This window comes from Micropepsis pineolensis (assembly GCF_055392125.1).
Window position 1 is genome coordinate 187,197 of sequence record NZ_AP042408.1, and the last position, 15,730, is coordinate 202,926.

A 15,730-nucleotide genomic window follows, 5' to 3' on the forward strand; every position below is an offset into this window, starting at 1 on the left:
GGTGGCGATGATATGACCCCCGTGCCGCTGCGCAGTGGCGGACGTTTTTTAAGCGGTTCGCTCAGTTGGACTGCGCCGCAGCATCTGGCCCCCTTTGCCGCGTCGAGCCCCTTTGCCGGTCTGGCGCTGCCAGTCGAAGTCACGGTTTCGCGTCAGATTCTGGCCGAACCCTCGGTCGATCTGGCCAGCCACAGCTGGGCCCAGCTGGCCGACGGCACCCCGATGGTCACCGCCCGCCCCGCGTGGCAAGGGCTGGATTGTCCTGTTCCACGTCACCGCCGGACCAAGCTGGTCGAACCTGCCCTTGTCGGGGCTATATGTCGACATGCTGCGCCGCCTGCTGCCGCTGGCAACCGGCGTCCACCCCGCGGCCATGGCCGGGGCTGCGGCCTTGAATCCGGTGCAGACACTGAACGGTTTCGGCCATCTGCATCATGCCGGGGCCGAAGTGCAGCCGGTCAAAGCGCTCGACATTGACCATATCGAACCCGACCGTCATCACCCGCCGGGGCTCTACGGGCCCAGCGGGGCCGAACGCGCGCTGAACCCGACCCGCGAAAATACCGCCCTGTTGCCGATCGGCCGTATCGGCATTGGCCAGAGCGCCTATGCCGAACGCGCCAGTATGGATCTGGCCCCGCCCTTACTGCTGGCCGCCGCCGCATTGCTGCTGATCGACATGCTGGCCGGGCTGTGGCTGCGGGGCCTGTTTGAACCGCGCAGGCTGGTTAGCGCCGTCAAAGCCCTGCTGCCGCTTATACTGATCGCCGCGCTGTTGCCGCCACCGGCCCATGGTGCCGGACGGGGTGACAGCTTTGCCCAGAAGGCAGCGCTGGATACCCGACTGGGCTATATCGTCACCGGCGCTGGCGATACCGACGCCATGAGTAAAGCCGGGCTGATTTGGTCTGGATCATGCGCTGACCATGCGTACCGCCTACAGCCCGCCCGAACCGATGGCGGTCAATCCCGAGACCGATGATCTCAGCTTCTTTCCGCTGCTCTATTGGCCGATGGACCCGCGCGAACGCGACTTAAGCCCCAAGGCGCTGGCCAGACTGGCCGACTATATGCGCAATGGCGGCACCCTGCTGATCGACACCCGCGATCAGACCCTGCCGCCCGGCGTCGGTCAGCAGACCCTGCGCCGCCTGCTCGGGCGCATTGATCTGCCACCGCTGCGCCCGGTCGGCGGTAACCATGTGCTGATGCGCACCTTTTATCTGCTCAGCGAATTTCCCGGCCGCTGGGCCGGTGGCAAGGTCTGGGTTGCGGAAAACAGCGGCGGGGACGGGGTTTCACCAGTCATCATCGGCAGCGCCGACTGGGCCGCAGCCTGGGCGGTGGATCACAATAGCAGACCCGTGGCCGATGTCGCTCCCGGTGGCGAGCGCCAGCGCGAAATGGCCATCCGTTTTGGCATCAATGTGGCGATGTATGCCCTGACAGGCAATTACAAGACCGATCAGATTCATGTGCCGACCATCTTAAAACGTTTGGGGCACTGAAGATGAACCTGCACAGCATTGTATTTGCCCCGCTGGTCAGCCCCACCATTATAGGGGGGATTGCTGTTGCCGCCGCACTGTTCTGTGCCTATGGATTTTACCGCCGGGCCCGCGGCACCTGGGCCCGCACACTGGCCTTTGCTGCGCTGCTGCTCACCCTGTCGGGCCCATCCCTGGTGCGCGAGGCGCGCGAACCGCTGGCCGATATTGCGGTGATCCTGCTGGACCGCAGCCAGAGCATGCAGATCGGCGACCGGCTTGAACAGGCCGATAAGGCCCTGCGCGCCATCAAGGCCAAACTGGGCAATTCACGGGATCTGGAGCTGCGCACCATCGGCGTCAACAGCGACAGCAACGAAGATCGGGGCACTGAAGCCTTTGCCGCGCTGGATGCCGCGCTGGCCGATATTCCACCGTCACGTTTTGCCGGGGCGATCTTCATCAGCGATGGCGAGGTTCACGATGCCCCGGCCAAACCGCAATACCGCGCCCCGCTCAACGCGCTGATTATCGGCGAGCATAACGAGGCCGACCGCAAGCTGGCCATTGTTGATGCCGCCCGCTATGGCATTGTCGGCAAGACGGCCAAAATCGTTGTCCGTGTTGATGATCTGGGCCGCACCAATCAGGGCAGCGCGCAGGTCAATCTCAGACTGGATGGCACCGACTTCGGCACCCGTACGGTTAAACTGGGCCAGCCCACAGCAATCGATATCCCCGTCCACCATGAAGGCGAAAGCGTCGTCGAAATTGAAGCGGATGCCGGCCCGGCAGAACTGACCCTGCAAAACAACCGCGCGGTTGCCACCATCACCGGCGTTCGTGACCGGCTGCATGTGCTGTTGGTTTCGGGCGAACCCAATGCCGGCGAGCGGGTGTGGCGCGCGCTGCTCAAAGGTGATCCGTCGGTCGATCTGGTCCACTTCACCATTCTGCGCCCGCCGGGCAAGCAGCTGACCGATCCGACCCCGGCATCGGAACTGGCGCTGATCGTCTTTCCCACCCAGGAACTGTTCGCCGACAAGCTCAGCGGTTTTGATCTGGTGATCTTCGACCGCTTCAGCAATCAGGGTATTCTGCCAGCGGCCTATTACGCCAATCTGGCCGAGTATGTTGAAAAGGGCGGCGCGCTGCTGGTTTCCGCCGGACCGGAAATGGCTGGCGAGGAAAGTATCTATCGCACGCCGCTGTCGCTGGTGCTGCCGGTGCGCCCCTCGGGTCGGGTATTGAGCCAACCCTTCAAGCCCAGCCTGACCAGTGACGGCACGGCCCACCCGGTTACGCGGGGCCTTCCCGGTGCAGGCGGGGATGGCGCAGTCCCGAGCTGGGGACACTGGTTCCGCCAGACCGGCGGTGAAAAACTCTCAGGCGAAACGCTGATGTCCGGCATTGGCGGGTCGCCGCTGCTGGTGCTCGACCGCGTCGGCAAGGGGCGGGTAGCCCAACTGATGTCGGATCAGGGCTGGTTATGGGCGCGTGGCTATGATGGCGGCGGCCCCCAGGCAGAACTGTTACGGCGCATCGCTCACTGGCTGATGAAAGAGCCCGAGCTGGAGGAAGAGGCTTTAAGCGCCAAGATCTCGGGCAGCGATCTGATTATCGAACGGCGCAGCATGGCCAAAACCGCACCGCAGGTCAGCATCACCGATCCGTCAGGGCAAAGCGAAACCGTCCCCCTGCAAAGCGCGGGGCCAGGGCTCTGGCGGGCCCAGCGGCCTGCCGATGCGCTGGGGCTATATCATGTGCGTGATGGCAAATGGTCGGCAGTCGCCGCTGCCGGCCCCTTGAATCCTAAAGAGGTCGCCGACATGCGGTCCACCGACGCGATTTTATCACCGGTTGCCGCCACCACCGGGGGGGCCACCCGCTGGTTCAGTGATGGTCTGCCCGATATTCAGCGCATCGACGCCGCAGGCGATGCCGATGGTCAGTTTACCTTGCGCCGCAATGCCGCCACACGAACCTTAAGTGTCGAGGAAACCCCGCTGCTGCCGCCATGGCTTGGCCTGTTGCTGCTGCTTGGAACGCTGGCGCTGGCCTGGCGCGAAGAGGGGCGCTAAGCCGAATAGCCCTTCACCGACTTTGGTAAGCTGTTCTGAAGCGACGGCCCTGACATACATTTCACCGCCGGACAGATTATGCGTTTTATCGCAAGCTTACGTGCAAAACCGTCTACACATTTACGCGCGTTGCTCTAGGCTAGCCCCGGTGTTCCGGTAGTTGTGTGTTCATGCGTCGGCTTGTGTGCAACCTGACTTTTGTAGCCCTGTTCATCATCGCCACCTTACTGGTGGGGCTGGCCTCGCGCGGGACCTTGCCGAATTTAAGCTGGCCACAGCAGTTTGGGCTGTATCTGGTATTGATCGGGGCGATGGTCGGCATCGCGCTGGTTGCGGGTACGATTGCCATCATCCAGAACTGGCTGGAAAAATAACCTGAAAGTATCAGGCCACCGTGCGCAAAGCGGGCACGGCGTGGGGGGGATAGACGCTGGATTTCACCACGCCATGGGGAAAGACCAGCCGCACCGTGGTGCCAACACCAAGCGCCGATTGCAGGATGACATCACCGCCATGCATCGCAGCATAGGCTTTGACCAGTGCCAGCCCCAGACCGGTGCCTTCTTTACCAGCGGCATCACGGGTTTGCTCAAACGGGCGACCCAGACGCTTAAGATCGGCCGGCGCAATACCTGAACCGGTATCGCTGACCGCAATCTCGATCCCCGTATCGCGACGACGTGCGGTCAGACAGACCTCGCCGCCGGTGGGGGTGAATTTGACCGCGTTGGAAAACAGATTGATCAGCATCTGGCCAAGCGCGCGCCGGTCGGCGCGGATTTCCGCCGCCGCCGGATCAATATCGGTCACCAGCCGCACCCCGGCCCGTTCGGCCGCCAGACGGATAAAGCGCAGCGCCGATTCCACCACCGGGGCCAGATCAAACTCTTCTTCGAGGATTTCGAGCTTACCCGCTTCGATTTTCGACAAATCGAGCACGCTGTTGATCAGTTCGAGCAGGTGCGAACCCGATTCATGGATCAGCCGCGAATATTCCATGTAACGCGAAGCGCCCAGCGGCCCGAACATCTCCTGAACCATGACGTCGGAGAAGCCCAGAATGGCATTCAGCGGCGTACGCAGTTCGTGGCTCATATGGGCAAAGAACAGGGTCTTGGCCTGATTGGCCGCCTCGGCCTGACCGCAGGCCGCGATCAACTGGCTTTCACGTTCTTTCACCGCGGTAATATCGCGGCACACCGCGACAGTGCCGGCGTGATTGCGGCGGCGGCCCGGCACCGGACAGACATGTGCGGCGACCCAGACATAGCTGGCGTCAGCCCGACGCAAACGCATCTCGAGCTCGGCGGTCTGACCAGCCACCAGCGCATTTCGCATAGTCTGAAACGCCGCCAGATCTTCCGCATGCACCAGATCGGTCGGGGCGCGGCCGACCAACGCTTCGGGCGCATAGCCAAGAAGCGCCGCGGTTGCCGGACTGGCATAGCGTATCCGGCCATCGGCATCGTGGCGCGTGATCATATCGGGGGAAATATCACACAGCGCCCGGTAGCGTGCCGCCAGCTGTAACGAAAGGCCGGGGCGCTTGCGGCGCTGGTGCATCATCAGGCCGATCAGTCCGCCCTGTAGAAATACAATAAAGAACAATAGGGCAATGACGGCCCAGACTGGCCCGGGCAATTGCAACGCCGGTATCAGATTGAACGCATATTGGCTGAAAGCCAGCACCGCCCCCGCCGCCGATACAGGCACAATGATGCCATAGACCGCGCCGCCCACCCAACGGGATGGCAGCGCTGTCTGAATCTCTCTGTCAGAAGTGGCAACACGTTTGCCGGACAAATGCATCAACCCAGCCGATTGGACGACGAATCATTTATCGCGCGAGTATACTTAACAAATGTTGAACACTACAAGTAACGTTATACAGTATAAAGAAAATAACCCTATTAATTACCCAATAAGGGAAAAAATGCATAAAACAACGGCAAATAAAATAAAAGCAATACTGTGCAAAGAATACATGAAGGACAATCTAGCCGTGAGATATTTTACGCCGCCTTGATTGTATACCGTATGTCAACTCTAAGTCTGCGCCACACATATACTTTACTTTAAATTTTAATATTGTTCCTTTTCGGGACACCAGCCTTCTATTGGCGCAGATTGCCGCCCCATACCCAGACCATAGTGGCGCGCCAGCCGTGCAAGCGCCAGTCGAAGCACCACCTTGGCACTGGCCCGCGGCCAGCCGAGACGCTTTTCCGTTGCTTCCAGCCCCTGCTCCAGACAGCACAGATCCATCAGAACACCAGAAAGCTCGGGCCCCACGGCAACAAGAGCCTCGCGCAGGCGCTGCTTGGCGGCCAGCACCGCTTCGGGCAGGGGCGATGCTGCACTGCGCCGCGAACGTGTCAGGGGGGCCTGCCAGTCAACAGTAAGTCGGCCGGACAGCTGCGCCAGATAAAAATCGCGGGCCAGCTTTTCACCCGCCATCCGCTCGGTGGCATCAATCAGACCGCGTTGACACAGAAAGGTCAGCGGGGCCGCGTGGGCGTTGATGCTGTGGCGCACCGCTCCGCTGGCTGGCTCGACAATGTCGGCCTCGATCATATTGCGATGCTGGGCGGCATACCCCTGCTGCACCGTTCCAGCCCAAACTTGGCGTTGCAACCACGCCCCACCGGCCGGACTGATGCGGTAGCCCCCCGCAGCATCGGCCTGCAATAAGCCGCGGGCAGCGCAATGGATGACCAGTTCAGCTTCAATCCGCCGGAGAGATTGCCCTGATTTGGGCTTATGCGCCCCCAGCACCAGAACAAAGTCGGCCCCCTCGATACGCTGCAACACCGCCCCACCCAGCATCTGGCGTAACAGCCGCCGGGCTTCACGCTGCAGCGCCTGCCCACCCAGGCTCATAGCCGCCCCCAGCTGTCGAGCAGAAACCCCTCGATCCCGGCGAGCTCGCGGTCGAATTCGGGCGCGTCACGCAAATCCTCGACCCGGCGCAGGGCATGGACCACGGTCGAGGGGTCCCGCCCAAACGCCCGCGCCACATTCGACACCCCGATAGAAAACACCACATGGCAGAGATACATCGCCATCTGGCGGCTGAGGGCAGCGCGCGGCGTGCGCCGTGTCGGGGCACACAAATCCCCAAGCGTCACCCCAGTGATATGGGCCACCGTTGCCTGGACCAGCCAGACCTGCTTATGGACCGGGGCGGTTTCCGCTTTAAACGCCCCCAGAATTCCGCACGGCACGCTATCGACAATCATCGCCATACTCCCGCTGCACATATGCCCGCCTCGCCATTAGTGACAAGGAACATTATCCTATACATTGCGCGCATTTGGATAAGCCTCAACCGCGGCGTGGAGCGCTACCACGAATCTGCCAGCGAACACCTAGGCTTAACGATGCTATATTTTTGGCTTTATGTTCGGGATAAGCCGTACCGCGATCCTGTGCGACAGCGCAGCTGTGCACAGCCCTGGAAATAAGATTATTATCCTATTTATACAAGAAACGCCCGTGCACGTGCAGACCGGGCGGCCCGACTTACCGGCCAGCTAAAGCCACCGAGAGCGGGGACAGCCAGGGCGCATAAGCTGCGGCGCGCCCAATAGCGCGGGTATAGACCGGCTGGCGCACCTGCACCGCACTGGCGGTGCTCACCACACGGGGGGTGTGAAAAAAGTCGAGACAGCGCGCATCCCATTGCAGATCGCAGAAGGCAACGATTCGCTTAGCCCAGAGGGGAAAATCCTGGACCAGCGCTTCATACGGCACTTCCAGCATCTGGCCGGGCGGTAAAACCGCGCGCCAATGCGCCATCAGCTGCTCATAGGCGCGGAAATAGCGGCCAAGCTCGCCCAGATCATAGGCATAGCGATGGCCCGCCGCGAACAAGGTGGCATAACAGGAAAAACAGCAATCCTGGGCATTACGGTGAATATGAATGAGCTTAGCCTGTGGCAGGGCGCGCGCCATCAGCCCGGCATAGAGAAAATTACCCGGCATCTTATCAACAATGCGCCGCGCCGCCGGGAATTTGGCCGTCAGCGCACATGCATAAGCCGCCCCGATAGCCGCCGCCTGATCATCATCAACCCGTGGTGCAGCCAGCCCGCGATCCCCGCAAACGCCCCGCACGGCATCGCGCAAAGTCCGCACTTCGCCGGCACCCATAACATCCGGGTGGCTGGCCAGCATCTGCTCGACCAGTGTCGAACCACTGCGCGGCATACCAAAGACCAGTACCGGCACATCACTGGCAGCACCGGAACATGGCCGGGCAAAAACGTCGGCACCATAATGGGTGGCGGTTTGCGCCAGTGCACCCAGCTGCCCGGCCTCGTCATAAGCAACCATCGACCGCTTCAGCGTGTTGCCACGAGCCAACGCAGCGAACACGTCGGCGGGGCGGCCCAAGTCTTCATAGGCCTGAGCCAGGGCAAAATGCAGATCCACCCGCGCCGCCGGGGCCAGAGCTTCCTCGTGCCGGACCATGTCTTCCAACGCACCCAGCCGGGCATCATCTGGGGTAAAGCGCTTCACCCCGGCCAATATGCGATGATGGAGCGGCTGCCCATCGAGCTGAACGGCTTGGCTCAGTGCAGCTTCCGCCGCTGCAATCCGCCCCAGCGACCGCAGGGTGCAGCCCGCGCTGAAGGCCGCTTCGGCACAGGCCGGAACGGCCTGACGGATGGCATCAAACACGCACAGCGCCGCTTCGGCGGCACCAGCCCGACCGAACGCCGCCCCGATCTGTAAGCCCAGCGCCACCGCACCGGGATGGACCCCATACAGCCCGGCGAGCTGGGCGGCGGCTTCCACCAGACGGTTCAGCACCAACAGAGCCTCGGCCACGGCAAAGCGCAGGGCGATGTTATCGGGTTGCAGGCACTGAACGGCGCGAAAGGCCACCAGCGCCTGATCGGCCTGGCCCAGCGCCAGCAAAGCACGGCCCCGGCCAAAACCAGCAGGCACCAGATCGGGTGCAAAGCCGAGCGCCGCCGTAAAGGCCGCCAAAGCCTCGTCCGCCCGACGCAGAGCCAGCAGGGCATCTCCACGCTGCACCAGCAGCACGGCATCATGGGGGATCAGGGCCAGGGCCGTGTCGGCGGCCACCAGCGCCCCGGCAGGCTGGCCCACCAGATTGCGTAAACAAGCCAGACTGCCCCAAACCCCGGCATTCGCCGGTGCGGCAACCGCCGCCCGGGCAAACAGCGCCTCGGCCCCGATCAAATCGCCCGTGGCCGCCGCATCCGCTGCACGGGCCATAAGGGACGCAACATTTTCCGGCATACGCGACTGCCCTCTGTCCGACGGCGACGACCTTACGGCGGCTTGGGCCGGGATACGAGAATTTCATTTTGGCAACAACGCATTGGCCTGCTAGCATGGCGGCCATGAAAAAGCCCCTGCTGATCGCCGTAACCGTGCTTGCCGCCCTGTCTCTGACCGGTTGCGGCATCCTGTTCCCCAGCGCCAAGATGCGCGCCACCAAGAACACGCCCGGCTTCAAGGCCGGGTTTGCCGACGGCTGTTCGGCCGCCACCGCCCCCAGTGCAGACTACAGCGCTGACAAATTCCGCGATAAGGCGCTCTACGACAGCGACGCCAACTATCGCTTTGGCTGGGGTAATGGCATGGCCAACTGCCGCCCGTCGAATGAGCGCGTCAATCCCAATGCCGGCCCGGTACCCGATATCAGCCCCGGCGCTATGCCGCACTGATCCGCTGCACGGATCTGACGGGGTTACCCGGCGGACATTCCGAGGGCGTTAAGTAGTGGCGTAAGCTCGTCTGCATACACTTTCCAGCGGCCGATCGAGCCGGTGTAGAGCGGCTGGCGCACCTGCGTGGCGCTGGCCGTGCGCACGGTGCGTTCGGTGTTGTAAAAGTTACGGCAATGCTCGTCCCAGTCCAGACCGCAGAAGGCGATCAGGCGCCGGGCCTCGGCCTCGAAATTGGTCACCAGATCTTCGTACTGTACTTCGAGCATCACGCCGGGTGGCAATACCGCACGCCAGTGATCCATCAGCTTTTCGTAAGCCTTGTAGCGCCGCCCAAGCTCGCCCAGATCGTAGGTGTAGTTGAGCTTGCCCTTGAACAGAATCGAATAGCAGGAAAAGCAGATATCACGCGGATCACGCCGCACATGAATGATCCGGGCCCCCGGCAGCGCCAGACGGATCAGACCGATGAAGCGAAAATTGCCCGGCATCTTGTCGGTGATATGGCGTACAGCTTTAGTGGGGGCGTAAGCCGCCAGCCGTTTGACATAGGCGGCACCGATCTCTTTCAGCCGTTCGGGGGTAAGCCGCTCCGGACTTAAAGGAAAATCATCGTCCATCCCGACCGAGCTGCCACCGGAGACGATCTGAGCCAGATCGTTAAGCTCGCCTGCACCGAAAACATTCGGGTGACTGGCGATAATCTGTTCGACCAGTGTGGTACCCGAACGCGGCATACCGAGTACGAAAATCGGCAGATCGGACGGATCACCGCCACCAGCCCGTGCGGCCATAAATTCCGGTGTAAATGTCTCGGCCAGCCGGGCCAGATTGGCCATTGCCTGCGCCTCGTCATAAACTACGTCACGGCGCTTGGCGGCGTTCCCGCGATGCAGTGCCGCCATGGCCTCTGCAGGCTGGTTTAAATCGATATAGGCCTTGGCCAATGCGAAAAATATGCTGGCCTGATCCTGATCACCGAAACCATCGGCCTTGTCCGCCAGCGCGGTCAGGCCGGGCAGACGCGTATCATCAGCCGAAAAACGATCCACCAGCGCCAAGGCCAGCTGCAGCCCCGGCATGTTGGGGCGAAGCGCCACGGCCTTTTCATAGGCGGTGCGGGCTTCGGCAAAACGGCCCTGATATTTGCGGGCATTGGCGATGCCGGAATAAGCCAACGCCTCGTCAGGGGCCACCGCGAGCGCCTTTTCAAACCACCGCACGGCGTCCTCGGGACGGCCCAGGTCGTTAAGGGCATTGCCGCCATTACACAGTGCCGACAGCATGTGCGGCTCCAGCTCGACCGCGCGGGTAAAATGCGCCAGCGCTTCGTCATGGCGGCCCAGCTCTGCCAGCGACAAGCCGTAATTGTTATGGGCCTCGGCATAATCGGGCACTAGGGCAAGTGCCCGCTGATAGCCCACCAGCGCTTCGTCGTGATAACCGAGGCGCGCCAGCATTAGCCCGCAATAAAAATGCGCCAGCATGGCATCGGGCTGCAGCGCCGCACCATGGCGATAGCATTCCAGCGCCGCAGAATAGTCTCCGAGCTTGTGATACAGATTGCCCAGATTATCGAGCGCGGGCACAAAATCGGGATCAAGCCGTAGCGCTTCGCGTAAGGGGGCAACCGCATCAGCCTCCCGCCCCAGCGCCATCAGGCTCAGCGCCATATTGTTATGGGCATCGGGCAACGCATCGTTCAGCGCCACGATCTGTTCGTGACAGACCAGCGCTTCTTCGTGCCGTTCGAGCGCCATCAGCGCCAGCGAAAGATTAACCTGCACTTCGAGCGACTGCGGCGCCAGTGCGGCAGCCTCCTGCAAATAACCCAGCGCTTCCGCAGGCAGTCCCTGCACCATCAGCAGATGGCCCAGATTGCCCAGCACCGGCACCGCCTTGGGCGCCACCCCAAGCAGCGTCTTGTAGACTTCAATCGCTTCGTCGGTGCGCCCCGCCACCGCCAGCGCCACGCCCCAGGCATGCAGGACCGACGGATTGGTCGGATCGATCCGATGCGTCGCCTCGAAATACCCGGCGGCCTCGTCGGCCCGCTCGGTCTGCAGCATCAGCATGCCGAGACCATAGAGCGCCGCCGGGCTTTGGCCGTCCATCCCCAGCGCCACACGATAGCCGCCTTCGGCACTGGCGATATCTCCGCGCTGATGGGCTGCCTTGGCGGCTTGCAGGGTGGCGTCGAATTCCCCGGCCGGGGCGTCATTGCGTGGAGACATCGGCTGGCCCTCCCGGGCGGAATATAAAATACTATAAAATTCAGGCGAATTTTTTATCCACAACCAAACCTATTTTGGCCTGACCGGCAGGATCGGGATCGGGGGGCACCATTTCAGGCGCGTCCTTGCGCAGCACCAGCTGGGCATCCACCTCGGCCAATACCGCCTTCAGCTCGTTCACCGTGGCATCAATATCGGCCATCTGCCGTTCAAAAGCGGCAATCCGCTCCTCAAACCGCTGTTTGGCGAGCAAAAGCTGCTTCAGATCGCTTTCGGGATTGTAGAAATCGAGAAACTCGCGGATTTCGCTGAGCGAAAAGCCCATGCGCCGCCCGCGCAGGATCAGAATGATTCGGGCCCGGTCACGCGCCGAATAAATCCTTGTCTGGCCACGGCGGGCCGGGGCGATCAGGTTTTCTTCTTCGTAAAACCGTAAGGTGCGGGCGCTGACGGCAAATTCCTTGGTCAGCTGGCGGATCGTGTACGTACGGCTATCCATCGTTTTCACATCATATGGCGGCACCAGCGGCTGTTTTACCGCCTTTAGCGCCACATCTCATCCCTTTTCGGGCATTATGTTAACGCTTACGTCAGCGTCAAGCACCAAAGGACCATCTGGCAAAATGCCCACCGCCCACGCCTGGCGCGAGGTCGATGGAAATAGCCGCTTTTTTGCCCCGGCCTTTACTTTGCCTGTGCTATGCTTTTATCCGACAAGCAACCAATTTCATCTTGCCAGCAGGAAACGGAAACTCCGTGCGGTATCAATCCCTTTGGGCCTGGATTTCACTGATCGGCTTTGCCACGGGCACGGCTGTCGCGCTCACCGCTGCCACCGGCACCCATTATGGTGCCTGGGACTATGGCCACGGCATCGGCCTGCTTAAGCCCGGCATCGGCATCGGTATGGTGGCACTGGCTTCGGGCGGCATCTGGCTGGCCCGGGCGCTGAACGCCAACGATGGCCGCCACGCCGGAATCGGGATGAGCGGCGTTATCGGGGCGCTGCTGCTGGTCGGTATTCCGGCCCATTATCTGTGGCTGTCCTATGCCCGCCCGCCGATTCACGATGTTTCGACCGATATTGGTGAGGCCCCGGCCTTCCACACCCTGCTGGCGGCACGCAAAGGGGCGCCCAATCCGCCCGACTATGACGGCCCGCACGAGATTCACTATGGCGGCGAAAGGCTGACCGTCGCCCTGGCGCAGAAATACGCCTATCAGGACATCAAGCCGCTGGAGCGGCTGGCTGGCACCATGCCGCAACAGGAATTTGTCGCCAAATATTTCTGGCGCTCGCTCAATGCGGTGCAGGCGCTGGGCTGGCAGGTGGCCAGTTATGACACCAAAACCGGTGCGATCGAAGCAACCGATGCCAGCTTCTGGTTTGGCGTGGTGTCAGATATCGTCATTCGTGTCCGCCCTGCCGGAGCTATCGGCGTGCGGGTCGATATCCGGGCCAAAAGCCGCGTCGGGGTGGCCGATTGCGGCCGCAATGCCCGGCTGATCCGGGCCTTTATCAGTAAGGTCAAAGGCGGCTAAACCACTGTTTTGAACAAGGGCCGAGTTTCGGTTAAGGGGCCATGATGAAAATCACGGGTGAGGGGCTGAAAGCCTGGGCGATAGAACATGCCGCGGCGATCGTATGGTGGGTTTGTGTGGTGCTGCTGATTGCACCGCCGCTGCTGGCTTGGCTGATGCGCGGGGTAGCCTTTGCCGCATCGTGCCAGCCGGGGCCAGAGCCTTGCGCCAGTGAAGCCGTCAGCCTGATCTTACGCAGCACACTCAGCCTGTCCTGGGCACTGACCGGCAGCATTTTCTGGCTGTTGTTCATCAGCGTCATTGCCACACTGGCGGCATTTTTCCAGCGCCGCCCCTTTACCGGCACGCTGACCTTATTCCTGTTGCCGATCTTCGCCCTGACCCTGCCGATGTTGGCAGTCTATGTCTCAAAATATGACGGCTGTGCCATTAACCCTGATGGCGTCGGCAATTGCGTACTGTGGGGCACCCGCATGGGCCGCAGCTTCCATGATGCTGCCATGGTGCAGGACCGCCTGTTCGATCTGATGCCGACGCTGGCCAGTCTGACCGTAATGTTGGGTATTCTGGGCTGGTTCTTTGCCCACCCCAATAAACGCCGGGCCAAGCCGAATGAAAAAATGGCCATGGAAATGCGCCAATTTATTCAGAGCCCGGAAGATAATTAAAAAGCGACATAAGCGTTAAAACCCGTCCGCCCGCGGACCGATCTAAATTATTCGTAACAGACATATTATAACCCGCCATCACATTTTTTGTGATGGCGTGGCGATAGTCCCTGTACGGATTGATACCCAAACATCCCCGATGCCGTCCATATAATGCAGATATGACGCCACTTTTCGCAACATGTCAGACATTAGATATATTCTGTGTCAACATGTATCGCTGATGAACGGCTGCAAGGAACAGAAACGTTTTGTCATTCGACATTTGATCGGTGAGACCCCATCTTACACTCTGGAAGGGGCGGGTCACTGGAGGATCCCATGCCGAGTTATGACATCCTGTATCTGAATGCGCAGGGCAAAGTGGAAAGCAAGGTCGTTGCCGAATGCACCGATGACCGCGAAGCCAAGATCCTTGCCCACGCGCTTAAGGATAAAGGTTTCAAGCGCATCAAGGTCCTTGGCGGCCTCGAACAGCGCCACCTGATCTATCAGCGCCCCATGGTACCGTGTAACTGAATGTTGCTGCGCCGCCCGCATTTGCGCAAGCGCGGCGCAGTTCCCTGAAATATTATTTCAGGATTTTATTGAAACACCCCCTAATTTACGCCCGCTGCCAGCGTTTTTGGTGCGCCGTGACGATCCGCCGGTGTTTATCTGTCAAAAAAACGAGACGAAGCTGTCATCGCGGTCTATAAAACGCCGTAACGAATCCGGGACATCATCATGGCGAACGTAGCGGTCATCGGCGCCCAGTGGGGCGACGAGGGTAAGGGTAAAATTGTGGACTGGCTGTCGGCCCGCGCCGACGTGGTGGTGCGCTTTCAGGGCGGCCACAATGCAGGCCATACCCTGGTGATCGATGGTGTCACCTATAAACTGTCGCTGCTGCCTTCGGGCGTGGTGCGCCCCGGCAAACTTTCGGTCATCGGCAACGGCGTGGTGGTTGACCCTTACGCGCTGGTCGCCGAAATCGACCGCTTAAAGGCACTGGGCGTTACGGTTACCCCCGACAGCCTGATCGTGGCCGAGAATGCGCCGCTGATCCTGTCGATTCATCGCGAACTGGACGGTATGCGCGAACAGGGTGCGCAGGCACTGGGCACCACCAAGCGCGGTATCGGCCCGGCCTATGAAGACAAGGTCGGCCGCCGCGCCATCCGCGCCATCGACTTAAAGAACTTCGCCACCCTGCCGGAAAAGATCGAGCGCCTGCTCGCCCACCACAACACCTTGCGCCGTGGCGCGGGCCTGCCGGAATATACAGTAGACGCCATTGTCAAAGAGCTGGCCGAGATTGCGCCCAAAGTGGTGCCCTTCGTCGGCCCGGTATGGCGCAAGCTGGAAGAAGTGCGCCGCGCCGGCAAAAAGATTCTGTTCGAGGGCGCGCAAGCCGTGCTGCTCGATATCGACCACGGCACCTATCCGTTTGTGACCTCGTCCAACACGGTTGCGGGTAATGCCGCCGCCGGTTCGGGTGTCGGCCCGCATCAGATCGGTTATGTGCTGGGCATTGTGAAAGCCTATACCACCCGCGTCGGTTCCGGCCCCTTCCCGACCGAGCTGACCGACGCCACCGGCGAACAGATTGGCGAACGCGGTAAGGAATTCGGCACCGTGACCGGGCGCAAGCGTCGCTGCGGCTGGTTCGATGCGGTGCTGGTGCGCCAGACCGCACTGACCGGTGGCGTTGATGGCATCGCGCTGACCAAGCTCGACGTGCTCGATGGTCTGGACGAGATCAAGATCTGCGTCGGCTATATGCTGAACGGCAGCAAAATTGACTATCTGCCGACCGATGCGGTTGAGCAGGCGGCGATCACCCCGATCTATGAGACCATTCCGGGCTGGAAAGAATCCACCCAAGGGGCCCGCACCTGGGCCGAGCTGCCCGCCGGTGCGATCAAATATGTCCGCCGCATCGAAGAACTGATCGGCTGCACCGTGGCGCTGCTGTCGACCAGCCCGGAGCGCGAGGACACCATTTTGGTCCACGACCCGTTCTTAAGCTGAGCC

At 61.2% G+C, this 15,730-nt stretch carries 16 protein-coding genes; 10 read left to right on the forward strand and 6 right to left on the reverse strand.

Annotated elements, in window-relative coordinates:
* Positions 1-12: 12 nt before the first annotated feature.
* The 5 genes from ACZ5RI_RS00830 (at position 13) to ACZ5RI_RS00850 (ending at position 3,942) form a co-directional block, all read left to right on the forward strand.
* Positions 13-477 (forward strand): hypothetical protein, encoded by a 465-nt coding sequence (locus ACZ5RI_RS00830; RefSeq protein WP_464514221.1) that lies wholly within the window; start codon positions 13-15, stop codon positions 475-477.
* On the forward strand, positions 392-982 hold the full coding sequence (locus ACZ5RI_RS00835) for a hypothetical protein (RefSeq protein WP_464514222.1): 591 nt from the start codon (positions 392-394) through the stop codon (positions 980-982). The genes ACZ5RI_RS00830 and ACZ5RI_RS00835 overlap by 86 nt, the downstream gene beginning before the upstream one ends.
* Positions 927-1,508, forward strand: a complete 582-nt coding sequence (locus ACZ5RI_RS00840) for a DUF4159 domain-containing protein (protein WP_464514223.1) — start codon at positions 927-929, stop codon at positions 1,506-1,508. The genes ACZ5RI_RS00835 and ACZ5RI_RS00840 overlap by 56 nt, the downstream gene beginning before the upstream one ends.
* A 2-nt stretch (positions 1,509-1,510) precedes the next feature.
* The gene (locus ACZ5RI_RS00845; RefSeq protein WP_464514224.1) at positions 1,511-3,568 is read left to right on the forward strand and encodes a hypothetical protein; all 2,058 of its coding nucleotides are present in this window, start codon (positions 1,511-1,513) and stop codon (positions 3,566-3,568) included.
* Positions 3,569-3,738: 170 nt separating this feature from the next.
* Positions 3,739-3,942 (forward strand): hypothetical protein, encoded by a 204-nt coding sequence (locus ACZ5RI_RS00850; RefSeq protein ID WP_464514225.1) that lies wholly within the window; start codon positions 3,739-3,741, stop codon positions 3,940-3,942.
* A 10-nt stretch (positions 3,943-3,952) separates the two neighbouring features.
* Here the strand turns inward: ACZ5RI_RS00850 and ACZ5RI_RS00855 are convergent, their stop codons facing one another.
* The 4 genes from ACZ5RI_RS00855 to ACZ5RI_RS00870 form a co-directional block, all read right to left on the reverse strand.
* Entirely contained in the window at positions 3,953-5,371 is a 1,419-nt protein-coding gene (locus ACZ5RI_RS00855) for a sensor histidine kinase (protein ID WP_464514226.1), read from the reverse strand.
* A 279-nt stretch (positions 5,372-5,650) separates the two neighbouring features.
* Complete coding sequence (locus ACZ5RI_RS00860; protein ID WP_464514227.1) at positions 5,651-6,448, reverse strand: DUF6456 domain-containing protein; 798 nt, start codon at positions 6,446-6,448, stop codon at positions 5,651-5,653.
* Positions 6,445-6,807, reverse strand: coding sequence for a helix-turn-helix domain-containing protein (locus tag ACZ5RI_RS00865; RefSeq protein ID WP_464514228.1), 363 nt, complete (start codon positions 6,805-6,807; stop codon positions 6,445-6,447). Before ACZ5RI_RS00865 ends, ACZ5RI_RS00860 begins: the two co-directional genes overlap by 4 nt.
* Before the next feature lie 283 nt (positions 6,808-7,090).
* Positions 7,091-8,815, reverse strand: coding sequence for a tetratricopeptide repeat-containing sulfotransferase family protein (locus tag ACZ5RI_RS00870; protein ID WP_464514229.1), 1,725 nt, complete (start codon positions 8,813-8,815; stop codon positions 7,091-7,093).
* 128 nt (positions 8,816-8,943) lie between these two features.
* Between ACZ5RI_RS00870 and ACZ5RI_RS00875 the strand changes: the two genes are divergently transcribed.
* On the forward strand, positions 8,944-9,270 hold the full coding sequence (locus ACZ5RI_RS00875) for a hypothetical protein (RefSeq protein ID WP_464514230.1): 327 nt from the start codon (positions 8,944-8,946) through the stop codon (positions 9,268-9,270).
* Between the two features lie 23 nt (positions 9,271-9,293).
* On the opposite strand, the gene ACZ5RI_RS00880 is transcribed toward ACZ5RI_RS00875, so the two are convergent.
* Both ACZ5RI_RS00880 and ACZ5RI_RS00885 read right to left on the reverse strand, forming a co-directional pair.
* Positions 9,294-11,504 carry a tetratricopeptide repeat-containing sulfotransferase family protein gene (locus ACZ5RI_RS00880; protein ID WP_464514231.1) on the reverse strand — a complete coding sequence of 737 codons (2,211 nt, stop codon included), beginning with the start codon at positions 11,502-11,504 and terminating at the stop codon, positions 9,294-9,296.
* 40 nt (positions 11,505-11,544) lie between these two features.
* Positions 11,545-12,003 (reverse strand): MerR family transcriptional regulator, encoded by a 459-nt coding sequence (locus tag ACZ5RI_RS00885; RefSeq protein WP_464514232.1) that lies wholly within the window; start codon positions 12,001-12,003, stop codon positions 11,545-11,547.
* 257 nt (positions 12,004-12,260) lie between these two features.
* Here ACZ5RI_RS00885 and ACZ5RI_RS00890 point away from each other — a divergent pair, with 257 nt between their 5' ends.
* The 4 genes from ACZ5RI_RS00890 (at position 12,261) to ACZ5RI_RS00905 (ending at position 15,727) form a co-directional block, all read left to right on the forward strand.
* A complete protein-coding gene (locus ACZ5RI_RS00890) occupies positions 12,261-13,046 on the forward strand; it encodes a DUF1499 domain-containing protein (RefSeq protein WP_464514233.1) in 786 nt (261 codons plus the stop codon).
* A gap of 41 nt (positions 13,047-13,087) precedes the next feature.
* Positions 13,088-13,714, forward strand: coding sequence for a hypothetical protein (locus ACZ5RI_RS00895; protein ID WP_464514234.1), 627 nt, complete (start codon positions 13,088-13,090; stop codon positions 13,712-13,714).
* 321 nt (positions 13,715-14,035) lie between these two features.
* Positions 14,036-14,233 (forward strand): hypothetical protein, encoded by a 198-nt coding sequence (locus ACZ5RI_RS00900; RefSeq protein WP_464514235.1) that lies wholly within the window; start codon positions 14,036-14,038, stop codon positions 14,231-14,233.
* A gap of 207 nt (positions 14,234-14,440) precedes the next feature.
* The gene (locus ACZ5RI_RS00905) at positions 14,441-15,727 is read left to right on the forward strand and encodes an adenylosuccinate synthase (RefSeq protein ID WP_464514236.1); all 1,287 of its coding nucleotides are present in this window, start codon (positions 14,441-14,443) and stop codon (positions 15,725-15,727) included.
* The last annotated feature ends 3 nt before the right edge of the window (positions 15,728-15,730 follow it).

Excerpts from the sequence above, each read along its gene's own strand:
- ACZ5RI_RS00885 (WP_464514232.1), bottom strand. The coding sequence starts at position 12,003 with ATGGATAGCCGTACGTACACGATCCGCCAGCTGACCAAGGAATTTGCC.
- ACZ5RI_RS00865 (WP_464514228.1), bottom strand. The coding sequence starts at position 6,807 with ATGATTGTCGATAGCGTGCCGTGCGGAATTCTGGGGGCGTTTAAAGCG.
- ACZ5RI_RS00870 (WP_464514229.1), bottom strand. The coding sequence starts at position 8,815 with ATGGCCCGTGCAGCGGATGCGGCGGCCACGGGCGATTTGATCGGGGCC.
- ACZ5RI_RS00850 (WP_464514225.1), top strand. The coding sequence starts at position 3,739 with ATGCGTCGGCTTGTGTGCAACCTGACTTTTGTAGCCCTGTTCATCATC.
- ACZ5RI_RS00840 (WP_464514223.1), top strand. The coding sequence starts at position 927 with ATGCGTACCGCCTACAGCCCGCCCGAACCGATGGCGGTCAATCCCGAG.
- ACZ5RI_RS00845 (WP_464514224.1), top strand. The coding sequence starts at position 1,511 with ATGAACCTGCACAGCATTGTATTTGCCCCGCTGGTCAGCCCCACCATT.
- ACZ5RI_RS00895 (WP_464514234.1), top strand. The coding sequence starts at position 13,088 with ATGATGAAAATCACGGGTGAGGGGCTGAAAGCCTGGGCGATAGAACAT.
- ACZ5RI_RS00905 (WP_464514236.1), top strand. The coding sequence starts at position 14,441 with ATGGCGAACGTAGCGGTCATCGGCGCCCAGTGGGGCGACGAGGGTAAG.
- ACZ5RI_RS00860 (WP_464514227.1), bottom strand. The coding sequence starts at position 6,448 with ATGAGCCTGGGTGGGCAGGCGCTGCAGCGTGAAGCCCGGCGGCTGTTA.
- ACZ5RI_RS00875 (WP_464514230.1), top strand. The coding sequence starts at position 8,944 with ATGAAAAAGCCCCTGCTGATCGCCGTAACCGTGCTTGCCGCCCTGTCT.
- ACZ5RI_RS00900 (WP_464514235.1), top strand. The coding sequence starts at position 14,036 with ATGCCGAGTTATGACATCCTGTATCTGAATGCGCAGGGCAAAGTGGAA.
- ACZ5RI_RS00830 (WP_464514221.1), top strand. The coding sequence starts at position 13 with ATGACCCCCGTGCCGCTGCGCAGTGGCGGACGTTTTTTAAGCGGTTCG.
- ACZ5RI_RS00880 (WP_464514231.1), bottom strand. The coding sequence starts at position 11,504 with ATGTCTCCACGCAATGACGCCCCGGCCGGGGAATTCGACGCCACCCTG.